Source organism: Streptomyces galbus (assembly GCF_005280195.1).
Lineage (GTDB): Bacteria > Actinomycetota > Actinomycetes > Streptomycetales > Streptomycetaceae > Streptomyces > Streptomyces galbus.
The window spans coordinates 453,060-466,082 of sequence record NZ_SZPR01000010.1 but is presented as its reverse complement, the minus strand read 5'-3'; the positions used below and the strand labels follow the sequence as shown (position 1 = coordinate 466,082).

The 13,023-nt window shown below is 73.5% G+C and carries 14 protein-coding genes; 5 read left to right on the top strand and 9 right to left on the bottom strand.

Annotated features, from left to right (window positions below):
- Positions 1–94: 94 nt before the first annotated feature.
- The 3 genes from rocD to E4U92_RS10400 form a co-directional block, all read right to left on the bottom strand.
- Positions 95–1,321, bottom strand: coding sequence for an ornithine--oxo-acid transaminase (rocD, locus tag E4U92_RS10410; protein ID WP_137300018.1), 1,227 nt, complete (start codon positions 1,319–1,321; stop codon positions 95–97).
- Positions 1,321–2,130 carry a dimethylargininase gene (gene ddaH / locus E4U92_RS10405; protein ID WP_137300017.1) on the bottom strand — a complete coding sequence of 270 codons (810 nt, stop codon included), beginning with the start codon at positions 2,128–2,130 and terminating at the stop codon, positions 1,321–1,323. The genes rocD and ddaH overlap by 1 nt, the downstream gene beginning before the upstream one ends.
- Positions 2,131–2,267: 137 nt before the next feature.
- On the bottom strand, positions 2,268–2,759 hold the full coding sequence (locus tag E4U92_RS10400; RefSeq protein WP_137300016.1) for an Lrp/AsnC family transcriptional regulator: 492 nt from the start codon (positions 2,757–2,759) through the stop codon (positions 2,268–2,270).
- A gap of 89 nt (positions 2,760–2,848) precedes the next feature.
- Between E4U92_RS10400 and E4U92_RS10395 the strand changes: the two genes are divergently transcribed.
- The 4 genes from E4U92_RS10395 to E4U92_RS10380 are packed head-to-tail and all read left to right on the top strand — an operon-like array spanning position 2,849 to position 6,923.
- Positions 2,849–3,601 carry a LytR/AlgR family response regulator transcription factor gene (locus E4U92_RS10395; protein ID WP_137300015.1) on the top strand — a complete coding sequence of 251 codons (753 nt, stop codon included), beginning with the start codon at positions 2,849–2,851 and terminating at the stop codon, positions 3,599–3,601.
- A gap of 2 nt (positions 3,602–3,603) precedes the next feature.
- On the top strand, positions 3,604–3,987 hold the full coding sequence (locus E4U92_RS10390; RefSeq protein WP_137300014.1) for a hypothetical protein: 384 nt from the start codon (positions 3,604–3,606) through the stop codon (positions 3,985–3,987).
- Between the two features lie 18 nt (positions 3,988–4,005).
- On the top strand, positions 4,006–5,721 hold the full coding sequence (locus tag E4U92_RS10385) for a sodium/solute symporter (RefSeq protein ID WP_137300013.1): 1,716 nt from the start codon (positions 4,006–4,008) through the stop codon (positions 5,719–5,721).
- Complete coding sequence (locus tag E4U92_RS10380) at positions 5,718–6,923, top strand: sensor histidine kinase (protein ID WP_137300012.1); 1,206 nt, start codon at positions 5,718–5,720, stop codon at positions 6,921–6,923. The genes E4U92_RS10385 and E4U92_RS10380 overlap by 4 nt, the downstream gene beginning before the upstream one ends.
- An 18-nt stretch (positions 6,924–6,941) precedes the next feature.
- On the opposite strand, the gene E4U92_RS10375 is transcribed toward E4U92_RS10380, so the two are convergent.
- The 5 genes from E4U92_RS10375 to E4U92_RS10355 form a co-directional block, all read right to left on the bottom strand.
- Positions 6,942–7,112, bottom strand: coding sequence for a hypothetical protein (locus E4U92_RS10375; RefSeq protein ID WP_137300011.1), 171 nt, complete (start codon positions 7,110–7,112; stop codon positions 6,942–6,944).
- A 68-nt stretch (positions 7,113–7,180) separates the two neighbouring features.
- Complete coding sequence (locus E4U92_RS10370; RefSeq protein WP_137300010.1) at positions 7,181–8,131, bottom strand: cytochrome c oxidase assembly protein; 951 nt, start codon at positions 8,129–8,131, stop codon at positions 7,181–7,183.
- Between the two features lie 141 nt (positions 8,132–8,272).
- Positions 8,273–9,298, bottom strand: a complete 1,026-nt coding sequence (locus tag E4U92_RS10365) for a 6-phosphofructokinase (protein ID WP_137300009.1) — start codon at positions 9,296–9,298, stop codon at positions 8,273–8,275.
- A gap of 168 nt (positions 9,299–9,466) precedes the next feature.
- Entirely contained in the window at positions 9,467–10,195 is a 729-nt protein-coding gene (locus tag E4U92_RS10360) for a type 1 glutamine amidotransferase (RefSeq protein ID WP_137300008.1), read from the bottom strand.
- A gap of 16 nt (positions 10,196–10,211) precedes the next feature.
- Entirely contained in the window at positions 10,212–11,450 is a 1,239-nt protein-coding gene (locus E4U92_RS10355) for a MurT ligase domain-containing protein (protein ID WP_067227575.1), read from the bottom strand.
- A gap of 188 nt (positions 11,451–11,638) precedes the next feature.
- Between E4U92_RS10355 and def the strand changes: the two genes are divergently transcribed.
- The gene (gene def / locus E4U92_RS10350; protein WP_137300007.1) at positions 11,639–12,178 is read left to right on the top strand and encodes a peptide deformylase; all 540 of its coding nucleotides are present in this window, start codon (positions 11,639–11,641) and stop codon (positions 12,176–12,178) included.
- Positions 12,179–12,210: 32 nt separating this feature from the next.
- Here def and E4U92_RS10345 read toward each other — a convergent pair whose 3' ends face one another.
- Positions 12,211–12,867, bottom strand: a complete 657-nt coding sequence (locus tag E4U92_RS10345; RefSeq protein ID WP_137300006.1) for a TetR/AcrR family transcriptional regulator — start codon at positions 12,865–12,867, stop codon at positions 12,211–12,213.
- Positions 12,868–13,023: the final 156 nt, after the last annotated feature.

The following is a 13,023-nucleotide window of genomic DNA, read 5'->3' as shown; positions in this document are numbered from 1 at the left end:
TGCACGCACGCAGGACGGTCGGCTACCCGGGGCGGTGACGGCACGGTGCGGGGGGCGCCGCCCGGCGGCACCCCCCGCACCCGGCCGGCCGCGGTCAGACGCCCGCCGCCAGCACCTTCTCCAGCGAGGCCAGCGCCGAGGCCAGCTCCTCCGCCGTGATCGTCAGCGGCGGAGCCAGGCGGATCGTCGAGCCGTGGGTGTCCTTGACCAGGACGCCCTCCCGCATCAGCCGCTCGCTGACCTCCCGCCCGGTGCCGAGCGCCGGGTCGACGTCCACGCCCGCCCACAGCCCGCGCGAGCGGAAGCCGACGACGCCCCGGCCGACCAGCGCGGCCAGGCCGTCCCGCAGGACCTCGCCCAGCTCCGCGGCGCGGCGCTGGAACTCGCCCGTCTCCAGCAGTTCCACCACCGCCGTGCCGACGGCCGCCGCCAGCGGGTTGCCGCCGAACGTCGACCCGTGCTCGCCCGGGTGCAGCACGCCCAGCACCTCCCGGCGGCCCACCACCGCCGACACCGGCACGATCCCGCCGCCGAGCGCCTTGCCCAGCAGCACCACGTCCGGGACGACGCCCTCGTGCTCCACGGCCAGGGTGTGTCCGGTGCGGCCGAGCCCCGACTGGATCTCGTCCGCGACGAACAGGCAGCCGGCGCGGCGGGTCAGCTCCCGCACGCCCGCGAGGTAGCCGTCGTCCGGGATGTTCACGCCCGCCTCGCCCTGGATGGGCTCGATCAGCACCGCCGCCGTCGTCCCGTCGACCGCGGCCTCCAGCGCGGCCAGGTCGTTGTACGGCACGATCCGGAAGCCCGGGGTGAACGGGCCGAAGCCCGCGCGGGCCGTCTCGTCCGTGGAGAAGCTGACGATCGTCGTCGTGCGGCCGTGGAAGTTGTCCGCGGCCACCACGATCGTCGCCCGGTCCGCGGGGACGCCCTTGACGTCGTAGGCCCACTTGCGGGCCAGCTTGATGCCGCTCTCCACCGCCTCCGCGCCGGTGTTCATCGGCAGCACCATGTCCTGCCCGGTCAGCGCCACCAGCCGCTCCGCGAACCCGGCGAGCCGGTCGTTGTGGAAGGCCCGCGAGGTCAGCGTGAGCAGGTCGAGCTGGCGGTGGGCGGCCTCGATCAGCGCCGGGTGGCGGTGGCCGAAGTTGAGCGCCGAGTACCCGGCCAGCATGTCGAGGTAGCGGCGCCCCTCGACGTCCTCCACCCAGGCCCCCTCGGCACGGGCGACGACCACCGGCAGCGGATGGTAGTTGTGCGCGAGGACCGGCTCCTCGGCGCGGATCAGCTCGTCGGAGGTGCGCGTGTGCGCGGGTGCGGTCATCAGCGGATCTCCTGGGTGCAGCACTTGATGCCCCCGCCGGCCTTGTGCAGCTCCGACAGGTCGACGGGGACGGGGACGTAGCCGTGCTCGGCGACACGGGCGGCGAGCGCCTCGGCCCGCGGCGCGATGAAGACGTGGCGGCCGTCGGACACGGAGTTCAGGCCGAACGCGAGCGCGTCCTCCCGGGTGGCGAGCACCGCGTCCGGGTACAGCCGCGCCAGCACCTCCCGGCTGCCCGGGGAGAACGCCTCCGGGTAGTAAGCGACGTTGTCGTCGTCGAGGACGAACAGCGCCGTGTCCAGGTGGTAGAAGTACGGGTCCACCAGGGTCAGCCCGATCACCGGGTGCCCCAGGACCTCCTGGGCCTCGCGGTGCGCGTCCCGGGTGGTGCGGAACCCGGTGCCGGCCAGGATGAAGCGGCCCGTCCACACCAGGTCGCCCTCGCCCTCGCACACGCTGCGCGGACGGTGGACGGGGTAGCCGGCCGACGTGAACCACGTCTCGTAGTGCCGGGACTCGGGGCGCCGCTCGGGCGCGTGGAAGAGGGAGCCGAGGACGCGGCCGTCGACGACGACCGCCGAGTTCGCGGCGAAGACCATGTCGGGCAGGCCCGGCACGGGCTCCACGGTGTCCACGTCGTGGCCGTGGGCACGGTAGGCGCTGATCAGCCCGTGCCACTGCTCCTGAGCCAGGTCGACGTCGACGGGGGTGTCGGGATGCATCCAGGGGTTGATGGAGTACCGCACGGCGAAATGTCTGGGTTCGCAGACGAGAAAGCGCCGGCGGCGCGGCACACGGGTGTCGGACACAGAGGGGTTCCTCCGCTGCTCCTCCGCATGTCCTGCGGTGTCTACGGTGGGTTGACACCACGGTAGGAAGGGACCGAACCGCTCGACAAGGAACGAAAGCTGCGCGTCGGCGCAACGATGCTGCGTTGTGGGGCCGCTCAACGCACGTCCGGTGCGGCGTGGATGGCCCCCGCCTCCGGACTGTCCGGCAGCAGGTGGGACAGCACCATCACACTGATCGTCTTGCGGATGAACGGCTCGGCGCGGATGCGCTCCAGCACCTCCTCGAAGTGCTCCACGTCCCGCGCCCGCACGTGCAGCAGCGCGTCCGCGCCGCCGGTCACCGTCATGGCCGCGGTGATCTCCGGATGGTGGCGCACCACCTCCGCCAGCCGCCGGGGCGGCGCCGCGCCCTCGCAGTACACCTCGACGTACGCCTCGGTGCGCCAGCCCAGCGCCGACGGCTTGACCGTGGCCGTGTACCCCGTGATCACACCCGCCTCGCGCAGCCGGTCCACGCGCCGCTTCACCGCCGTCGACGACAGCCCGATCGCCGTGCCGATCTCGGCGAAACTCGTCCGGGCGTTCGCCATCAGCGCCGTGAGGATCTTCCGGTCGAGCTCGTCGAAGGACGCGGGGCCGCTGTTCATGGAGGCACTGTAAGCGGCACCGCACCCCGCGCGGACCTGCGCGCCGGGCCCGTGTCCAGCCGTGCGGATTGCTCCTACACTCCACCTTCATGTTGCGCGCCCTCGCCGTCGACGACGAACGGCCCTCGCTGGAGGAACTGCTGTACCTGCTCACCGCGGACCCCCGAATAGGCGCCGTCGAGGGCGCGGGCGACGCCACCGAGGCGCTGCGCCGCATCAACCGCGCCCTGGAGAGCGGGCCCGACGGACCGGACGCCCTCGACGTGGTGTTCCTCGACATCCAGATGCCCGGCCTCGACGGCCTCGACCTGGCCCGCCTGCTCACCGGCTTCGCCCGGCCGCCGCTCGTCGTGTTCGTCACCGCCCACGAAGACTTCGCCGTCCAGGCCTTCGACCTCAAGGCCGTCGACTACGTCCTCAAGCCCGTCCGCAAGGAGCGCCTGGCCGAGGCCGTGCGCCGCGCCGCCGCCCTGCGCGGCACGCCCGCGCCCCGCATCCCCGTGCACGAGCCGGACCCCGACCAGCTCCCGGTCGAACTCGGCGGCGTCACCCGCTTCGTCGCCGTCGACGACATCACCCACGTCGAGGCCCAGGGCGACTACGCCCGCCTGCACACCGGCCGGGGCAGCCACCTCGTCCGCATCCCCCTGTCCACCCTGGAGGAACGCTGGCGCGCCCGCGGCTTCGTCCGCATCCACCGCCGCCACCTCGTCGCCCTGCGCCACATCGGCGAACTCCGCCTCGACGCCGGCACCGTCAGCGTCCTGGTCGGCGGCGAGGAGCTCCAGGTCAGCCGGCGCCACGCCCGTGAACTGCGGGACCTGCTGATGAGGAGGACCTGACGGTGCCCCAGGACCCCGCCGAGCGGCGGGTCGTCGTCACCGGCCCGCCCCGCCGCACCCGCACGGGCTCCCGCGGCCGCCCCGGGTACGCCCCGGGCCAGTACCGGCCGCGCACCGAGATCGACGAGCAGACCACCCTCGGCCACACCTACGTGCGCTCCCTGATGCGCAGCCAACTGCGCGCCGCCCTGGCCGCCTTCGCCGTCCTCGTGCTGCTCGTCGGCCCGCTGCCCCTGCTCTTCGCCGCGCTCCCGGACGCCCGCCGCCTGCAGTGGGCCCTGCTCGGCTTCGGCCTGTACGCGCCGCTGGTCCTGCTCGCCCGCTGGTACGTCCGCCGCGCCGAACGCAACGAACGGGACTTCGTGCGCCTGGTCGAGGACCGCTGAGACGAGGCCACCGCCACCGTGAACTCCGGCTACGCCGTCCCCGCCGTCGCCCTCGTCGTCGTCGCGACCGTCCTCGTGGGCGCCTTCGGGCTGCGCGTCTCCCGCACCACCTCCGACTTCTACGTCGCCTCGCGCACCGTCGGGCCCCGCCTCAACGCCGCCGCCATCAGCGGCGAGTACCTCTCCGCCGCGTCCTTCCTCGGCATCGCCGGGCTCGTCCTGGTCCAGGGCCCCGACATGCTCTGGTACCCGGTCGGCTACACCGCCGGCTACCTGGTGCTGCTGCTGTTCGTCGCCGCCCCGCTGCGCCGCTCCGGCGCCTACACCCTGCCCGACTTCGCCGAGGCCCGGCTCGCCTCCCGGCCGGTGCGCCGGCTCGCGGGCGCCTTCGTCGTCGGCGTCGGCTGGCTCTACCTGCTGCCCCAGCTCCAGGGCGCCGGACTGACCCTGACCGTCCTCACCGGCGCCCCCGACTCGCTCGGCGGGGTGATCGTCGCGGTCGTGGTCACCGCGACCGTGGCGGCGGGCGGCATGCGCAGCATCACCTTCGTCCAGGCCTTCCAGTACTGGCTGAAGCTCACCGCCCTGCTGGTGCCCGCCCTCTTCCTCGTCCTCGCCTGGCAGGGCGACGGGGCACCCCGGCACGCCTTCGGGGAACCCGCCGCCTTCCGCGAGCAGCGGGCCGTCCGCGTCGACGACACCGTCGACCTCACCCTGCGGGCACCCCTGGCGGTGACCGTCACCGGCACCGTCGACGGCCGCCGCCACGACGCCACCGCGCTGCGGCTGCCCGCCGGCACCCACCGCATCGAGCGGGGCACCCGGCTCACCTTCGCCCGCGGCGCCGCCGTCCCCGCCGCCGACCGCAGCGCCGACGGCACCATGTCCGCCTCCCTGGCGGCCGGCCGCGCGGAACGCCCGCTGTACGCCACCTACGGCCTGATCCTCGCCACCTTCCTCGGCACCATGGGCCTGCCGCACGTCGTCGTCCGCTTCTACACCAGCCCGCACGGCGTCGCCGCCCGCCGCACCACGGTCGCCGTGCTCGCCCTCATCGGCTGCTTCTACCTCCTCCCGCCCCTCTACGGCGCCCTCGGCCGCCTGTACGCCCCCGAGCTGGCCCTCACCGGCGACGCCGACGCGGCCGTCCTGCTGCTGCCCGACCGGATGATCGGCGGCGCGGGCGGCGACCTGCTGGGCGCGCTGGTCGCGGGCGGCGCCTTCGCGGCGTTCCTGTCCACCGCCTCCGGCCTCACCATGGCCGTGGCCGGCGTGCTCACCCAGGACGTCCTGCCCTCCCGGGGCGTACGGCACTTCCGGCTGGGCACCGGGCTCGCCATGGCCGTGCCGCTCGCGGCCGGCCTCGTGGTCGGCGGGCTGCCCGTCGCGGACGCCGTCGGGCTCGCCTTCGCCGTGTCGGCGTCCTCGTTCTGCCCGCTGCTGGTCCTCGGCATCTGGTGGCGGCGGCTCACCCCGCCCGGCGCCGCCGCCGGGATGCTCGTGGGCGGCGGCTCGGCGTTCGTCGCCGTGGCCGCGACCATGGCCGGCCTGCCGGTCACCGGGAGCCTGCACGCCCTGCTCGCCTGGCCCGCCCTGTGGTCGGTGCCGCTCGGCTTCCTCACCATGGTCCTGGTGTCGCTGGCGACCGCGAGCCGCGTCCCGCCGGGCACCGCGGCGATCCTGGCCCGCTTCCACCTCCCCGAGTCCCTCGGCACGACGGAGGTGAAGGCATGAGCGGGTTCCTCGCCGGGCTGCTCGTGGCGATCCTGCCGCTGCTCGCCGCCGGGTTCTGGCTGGGCCGCCGCACCGCCCGGCCACGGAGCCTCGGCGGACTCGGCACGCCGGTCGAGCACGCCACCTTCCAGACCCTGCACACCGCCTCCCTGGCCGCGCCCCCGCTGCGCGCCGGCCTCACCGAGGAGACGGCCCGCCGGTCCGCGCGCAGACTGCGCTCGCTGCTCGGCACCGACGCGCTGTGCCTCGCGGACGAGAAGGACGTCCTCGCCTGGGACGGGGTCGGCGCCCACCACCGCGCCGAGGTCGCGGAACGGCTGGCCGGCCCCCTGGAGACCGGCCGCGGCGAGGCGTTCCCGCTGAGCTGCGGCTCACCCGACTGCCCGGTCCGCTGGGCGGTCGTCGCCCCGCTCACCGTCGACGACCGCGTCCGCGGCGCCCTGGTGGCCTGCGCCCCCCGCGAGTCCGCCGTCCTGGTGCGGGCCGCCGCCGAGGTGGCCCGGTGGGTGTCCGTGCAGCTGGAACTGGCCGACCTCGACGACTCCCGCACCCGGCTGATCGAGGCGGAGATCAAGGCCCTGCGCGCGCAGATCTCCCCGCACTTCATCTTCAACTCGCTCGCCGTGATCGCCAGTTTCGTGCGCACCGACCCCGAGCGCGCCCGCGAGCTGCTGCTGGAGTTCGCCGACTTCACCCGCTACTCGTTCCGCCGGCACGGCGACTTCACCACCCTCGCCGACGAACTGCACGCCATCGACCAGTACCTCGCGCTGGTGCGGGCCCGCTTCGGCGACCGGCTGGCGGTGACCCTCCAGATCGCCCCCGAGGTGCTGCCGGTCACGCTGCCCTTCCTGTGCCTGCAGCCACTGGTGGAGAACGCGGTGAAGCACGGCCTGGAGGGCAAGGCCGCCAAGTGCCACATCCGCATCACCGCGCAGGACGCCGGCGCGGAGGCCCTGGTGGTCATCGAGGACGACGGCGCCGGCATGGACCCCGAGCTGCTGCGCCGCATCCTGGCCGGCGGCGTCAGCCCCTCCGGCGGCATCGGCCTGTCCAACGTCGACGACCGGCTCCGCCAGGTCTACGGCGACGACCACGGCCTCGTCATCGAGACGGCGCCCGGCGCCGGCATGAAGGTCACCGCGCGGCTGCCGAAGTACCAGCCCGGTGTGCACCCGGGGGCCCGGCTCACCCCGCAGTGAGCCCGGGGCACCGCCCCCTCAGGTGCCGCGCATCACGATGAGCGCGAGGGTGATCAGCCCCAGCACGACCCAGCCGAACCACAGCCAGCCGTTGCTGCCGAGCGCGACCGTGTAGGCCGTCACCACGACGAGACCGCCGACGGTGAGCACCCCCATCGTCCGCGTGGAACCGTCCGTCGAACCGGGCATCGCGACACCCTCCTCAGAACACCCTCCTCAGGGTGCGTCCCCCTCCATGGTGCCCCTCAGCCGCCCGATCAGCTCCCGCGGGTGTTGAGAGAGGCCAGATACGCGTTGTACGCCTCGAGCTCCTTGTCGCCGTCCCGGTCGGCGGCCCGGTCCGTGCGCCGGGCCTGGCGCTGCTCGGAGCGGTACCACTGGAACAGCAGCGCTATCAGCACGAGCACGGACGGGATCTCGCTGAACGCCCAGGCGATGCCGCCGGCCGCGTTCTGGTCGGACAGCGCGTCGATGCCGAGCGAGGCCGGCGGGTTCTTGAAGGTCTCCACCATGGGCGTCGACGCCATCATCAGCGCGATCCCGAAGAACGCGTGGAACGGCATGCCCGCGAACAGCTCCAGCATCCGCATCAGGTAGCCGGGCCGGTGCGGCCCCGGGTCCACGCCGATGATCGGCCAGAAGAAGACCACGCCCACCGCGAGGAAGTGCACCATCATCGCGACGTGCCCCGTCCTGGAGCCCATCAGGAAGTCGAACAACGGGGTGAAGTACAGCGCGTACAGGCTGGCGATGAACAGCGGGATGGTGAACGCCGGGTGCGTGACGACCCGCATGTACCGGCTGTGCAGGAACGCCAGCAGCAGCTCGCGGGGCCCCTTGCGGCCCCGGCCGGCCACCGGCAGCGCGCGCAGCGCCAGGGTGACCGGGGCGCCGAGCAGGATCAGGATGGGGGACAGCATGCTGATGACCATGTGCTGGACCATGTGCACGCTGAACATGACCATGCCGTAGTCGTTCAGCCGGGTGCACATCACGAGCCCGATGGTCAGCACTCCGACGACGTACGACACCGTGCGGCTCACCGGCCAGGCGTCCCCGCGCCGCCGCAGCCGCAGCACCCCCCACCCGTACAGGGCGACCCCCGCCACGCAGGCGACGAGGAAGAACGGATCCGCCGACCACTGAAGCCCGCGCCCGAGCGTGAAGGGCGCCAGATCCATGGGCATGCCGTGCCCGCTGTGGTCCATCGGCCGGCTCCTGTTTCGTGGGGGTTGTACGAGTACGTCCGGACCAAGACTAGAGCGGCCCCCGGCCGAACCTTCGACCGGGGGCCACGACAGCCGGGCGGGACCGGGGCGCGGGGACGGCCCCGGTGCCCCGGCGGACGGCTACAGCACGCACTCCGCCTCGGCGTACCGCTCCGCCGGCACGGTCTTCAGCGTCTCGACGGCCTCCGCCAGCGACACCATCACGATGTCCGTCCCGCGCAGCGCCGTCATCATCCCGAAGTCGCCCCGGTGCACGGCCTCCACCGCGTGCCAGCCGAACCGCGTCGCCAGCACCCGGTCGTACGCCGTCGGCGTCCCGCCGCGCTGCACGTGCCCGAGGATGACCGGCCGGGCCTCCTTGCCGAGCCGCTGCTCCAGCTCCAGGGAGAGCTGGCGGGCGATCCCGGCGAACCGCTCGTGGCCGTAGATGTCCTTGCCGCCCTCGTCGAAGTCCATGGACCCGGGCGCCGGCTTGGCGCCCTCGGCGGCCACCACGATGGCGAACCGCTTGCCCGCCTCGAACCGCTCACCGACCCGCCGGGTCAGCTCCTCGATGTCGAAGGGCCGCTCGGGCACCACGATCGCGTGGGCGCCCGCCGCCATCCCGGAGTGCAGCGCTATCCAGCCGGTGTGCCGGCCCATGACCTCCACGACCAGCACCCGCTGGTGGGACTCGGCGGTCGTCTTCAGGCGGTCCAGCGCGTCCGTCGCCACTCCGACGGCCGTGTCGAAGCCGAAGGTGACGTCGGTGACCGCGATGTCGTTGTCGATGGTCTTCGGCACGCCCACGACGGGCAGCCCGCTGTCCGACATCAGGCGGGCCGCCTTCAGCGTGCCCTCACCGCCGATCGGGATGATCGCGTCGAGACCCAGCTCCTGCAGGTGGCCCTTGGCCCGCTCCACGCCGTCCCGCAGGTGCGAGGGCTGGACCCGGGAGGAGCCGAGGATGGTGCCGCCGCGGGCGAGGATGCCGCCCACCGCGTCGAGGTCGAGCTTGAGGTAGTCGCACTCCAGGAGGCCCTTCCACCCGTCCCGGAAGCCGATGACCTCGTCGCCGTGGTCGACGACGGCGCGGTGCACGACGGACCGGATGACGGCGTTCAGGCCGGGGCAGTCGCCGCCGGACGTGAGGACACCAATGCGCATAGCCCGAAACAACCTTCTCAACGTGGGCACAGGACCGGACCACGCTGTCCGGCTCGATCCCCGCCACCCTAGCGGCAGCGGGGGTCCTGTCCGTAGCGTCCGTCCGCCTGCTGGACGACCCCGCTCACCTGTGCGGACGTGGTGTCAGACGGGCTCGGGCGGCCGGTGTCAGGCGGGCTGCTGGGCGGCCGCGATGCGCTCGGTGCGCAGCGCCTCGTACCAGCGGTCGTCGGTCGGCGGCAGCGCGTTCACGTCGAGCGCCAGCTTCAGCATCAGGTCCGCGATCTGCGGGTTGCGGGCCAGCACCGGGCCGTGCATGTACGTGCCGAACACGGTGTCGTTGTACGCGCCCTCGGTGCCGTCGCCGGTGCCGTTGCCCTTGCCGAAGCGGACCCGGGCCAGCGGGCGGGCCGTCGGACCGAGGTGGGTGATGCCCTGGTGGTTCTCGAAGCCGGTCAGCGCCGGCAGGCCGAGCGGGGCGTCGATGTCCGCGAGCACGTCGCCCACGCAGCGCTCGCCGGTGCCGCGCACGGTGGTCACGTCGAGCAGGCCGAGGCCGGGCTGGCGCTGGCCGAGGTCGTTGACGAACTCGTGGCCGAGGATCTGGTAGCCGGCGCACACCGCGAACACGATGGCGCCGTTGTTCACCGCCTGGAACAGGTGCCCGTCGCGCAGCAGCCGCTCGGCCGCGAGCCGCTGCGGGCGGTCCTCGCCGCCGCCGATCAGGTAGATGTCGCCCGAGGTGGGGATCGGCTGGTCGCTGCGCACGTCGAGCCGGGCCACGTCGAGGCCGCGCTGGCGCGCCCGGCGCTCCACGACCAGGACGTTGCCCTGGTCGCCGTAGGTGCTGAGCAGGTCCGGGTAGACCCAGACGACCCGCAGGCTGTTGTCGCTCACAAAAGTCCCCTGTGTGTCAGTTGCCGACGCGGCGGCGCAGGTCCTGGAAGGCGGTGTAGTTCGCGATGACCTCGATCCGCCCGGGCGGGGCGGCGCGCACGGCCTCGTCGAGGTCCTCGCAGACCTGGAAGTGCTGGTTGGCCACCTCCAGGCGCACCGCGAGGTCCAGCTTGCGGTCGCCGATCACGCAGATCGGGTGGCCGGTCAGCCGGGTGTAGTCCACGTCCCACAGCCAGGAGGTGTCGGTGCCGTCGGCGCCGCGGGCGTTGACGGAGAGGATCACCGGGGTGGGCGGGGGGTCGATCAGGCTGAACGTCTCGAGCCAGCCCGCCGGGTTCTTCGCGAGCAGCAGCCGGAGGTCGCGCTGCATGAACTGCACCACGTCGTAGCGGCCGGCGACGGCCTGCACCTGGTACATCCGCTCCAGGGCCACCTGCGGCGGCACCCCGAACACGGCGGCGACGGCGGCGGAGGAGGCGGCGTTGGCCTTGTTGGCGCGGCCCGGGAGCTGGAGGTGGATCGGCCAGGCCGAGCCGTGCGGGTCGAGGACGTGGTCGCCGGACAGGGCCCAGCTCGGGGTCGGCCGGCGGAAACCGCACTCGCCGCAGAACCAGTCCTCGCCGGGGCGCTGCATGACGCCGCCGCAGGACGGGCAGGACCAGGCGTCGTCCTTCCACATCTGCCCGGCGGCCACCCACACCACGTTGGGGGAGGAGGACGCGGCCCACACGACCAGCGGGTCGTCGGCGTTGGCCACGATCACGGCCTTGGAGCCGGCGAGTCCCTCGCGCCAGTTCTCGGCGAGCATCCGGGTCTCGGCGGCGCGGTCGAGCTGGTCGCGCGAGAGGTTGAGCAGGGCGATGCACTTGGGGTCGGTGTCGCGGGCGACACCGGCGAGGTACTTCTCGTCGACCTCGATCACGCCGTACCGGGCCTCCGAGCCGCCCGCCAGCGCCGAGGTGATGCCGGCCGGCATGTTGGCGCCGAGGGCGTTGGAGACGACCGGCCCCGCGGCGCCCAGCGCCTCGGCGATGAGCCGGGTGGTCGTGGTCTTGCCGTTGGTCGCCGAGACCAGGACGACGTCCAGGTTCTGGGCGAGGCGGGCGAGGAGGTCGGGGTCGAGTTTCAGCGCCACCCGGCCGCCGATCACCGAACCGCTGCCGCGTCCGGCGGCACGGGACGCCGCCGCGACCGCCTTGCCCGCGGTCACGGCCAGCTTGGCCCGCGGCGAGAGCGGGTCCGAGTTGCCTGCCATCAGTTCTCGATCCTCCTTGCGTACGCGCCGCGCTCAGGGTGTGCCTGACCATTCCGACAGACTGCGAGCCTGACGGCACCGTGGTGGTGGTCAGCCTATCGAGATCGCTGCGCACTCCCGAATCCCGGCCCGCGCCTGCGCGGCGGGGGCGGGCCGGTGCCCGGGAGCGGGGCCGTACCCTTGCCGCCATGCGACACGGCTCGATCCCGGGCGCCCGCGGGCGCGTCCGGCCCCTCACCCTGCTCGGCAACCCGGTGCTGCACGAGCCCTGCAAGGATGTCACGGACTTCGGCCCGGAACTGGCGTCCTTTGTGGAGGATTTGTTCGCGACGATGTATGCGGCGCGCGGGGTGGGCCTGGCGGCCAACCAGGTGGGGGACTCCCGGCGGGTGTTCGTGTACGACTGCCCGGACGACGACGAGGTCCGCCACGTCGGCCACGTGGTCAACCCGCGCCTGGTGGAGGCCGACGGCGTGGTGCTCCGCGGCCCCGAGGGCTGTCTGTCCCTGCCGGGCCTCGAGGCGGGCACCGAGCGCTACGACCACGCGGTGGTCGAGGGCCGCACGGTGACGGGGGAGCCGGTGACCGTGCACGGGACGGGGTTCTTCGCCCGGTGCCTGCAGCACGAGACGGACCACCTGGAGGGCACGGTGTACGCGGACCGCCTGACGGGCTGGCGCCGGCGCAGGCTGGCGCGGCAGGTGGCCCGGGCGTCCTGGAGCCGGTGACCGGGCGCCGGACCGCCCGCGCGCACCGGCGGTCAGAAGCCCGGTCCGCCGACCTTGTCCCCGGCGGCGGCGAGCCGGCCCCACAGCAGGTCGGCGAGGCCGCGGACCAGTTCGGCGCGGGTGCAGGGCCGTTCGCCCAACCACCAGTCCCCGGCGGCGTGCATCATGCCGACGATGCCGTGCCCCCAGACCCGGGCGAGCTGCTGGGTGCCGGGTCCGAGGTCGAGCCGCTCCTCGATGACCGTGGCCAGTTCCTCGCCCATCCGCCGCAGCAGCGGGGCCGAGTGCTTGCCGACGTCGAAGCCCTGGTCCGCGCTCTGGTCGCCGCTCTGGGACCCCTCCGCCGGATGCATGAGGAACCGGTAGACCTGCGGCCGGGCCTCGATCGCCGCGAGGTAGGTGTCCAAGGTGGCCTCCACGCGCTCGCGCCGGTCCGCCGGGGCGTCCAGCGCGGCCCGCAGGGAGGCGAGGAGCGCGTCGGTGTGCCGCTTGGCGAGGGCGGCGTAGAGCCCGCCCTTGTCGCCGAAGTGGCGGTACAGGATCGGCTTGGTGATGCCGGCTTCCGCGGCGATGGCGTTCATCGAGGCCTGCGGTCCGTCGCGGAGCACCACCCGGTCGGCGGCCTCCAGCAGCTCGCGCCGGCGGCGGTCGGCGGACCGCTGCTGCTCGGTCCGCTGTGTGGTGTCCATCTGCTCTCCCCACCCGTGCTGATTCGGTGACGCCTGCGCAAACTAACACCCGGGCGTGCCCCGACATCGAACGGGCTGCCGGGCCGTCATCAGGAGTTGACTTTTCCTACTGGTGGGTAACAGACTGCGTGTTACCGTAAGTAACACCGCACGTGC

Bases quoted from the DNA above. Each gene is read 5' to 3' on its own strand.
- rocD (WP_137300018.1), bottom strand. From the start codon at position 1,321: ATGACCGCACCCGCGCACACGCGCACCTCCGACGAGCTGATCCGCGCC.
- def (WP_137300007.1), top strand. From the start codon at position 11,639: ATGCGACACGGCTCGATCCCGGGCGCCCGCGGGCGCGTCCGGCCCCTC.
- E4U92_RS10395 (WP_137300015.1), top strand. From the start codon at position 2,849: ATGTTGCGCGCCCTCGCCGTCGACGACGAACGGCCCTCGCTGGAGGAA.
- E4U92_RS10400 (WP_137300016.1), bottom strand. From the start codon at position 2,759: ATGAACAGCGGCCCCGCGTCCTTCGACGAGCTCGACCGGAAGATCCTC.
- E4U92_RS10365 (WP_137300009.1), bottom strand. From the start codon at position 9,298: ATGCGCATTGGTGTCCTCACGTCCGGCGGCGACTGCCCCGGCCTGAAC.
- E4U92_RS10380 (WP_137300012.1), top strand. From the start codon at position 5,718: ATGAGCGGGTTCCTCGCCGGGCTGCTCGTGGCGATCCTGCCGCTGCTC.
- E4U92_RS10375 (WP_137300011.1), bottom strand. From the start codon at position 7,112: ATGCCCGGTTCGACGGACGGTTCCACGCGGACGATGGGGGTGCTCACC.
- E4U92_RS10355 (WP_067227575.1), bottom strand. From the start codon at position 11,450: ATGGCAGGCAACTCGGACCCGCTCTCGCCGCGGGCCAAGCTGGCCGTG.
- E4U92_RS10370 (WP_137300010.1), bottom strand. From the start codon at position 8,131: ATGGACCACAGCGGGCACGGCATGCCCATGGATCTGGCGCCCTTCACG.
- E4U92_RS10345 (WP_137300006.1), bottom strand. From the start codon at position 12,867: ATGGACACCACACAGCGGACCGAGCAGCAGCGGTCCGCCGACCGCCGC.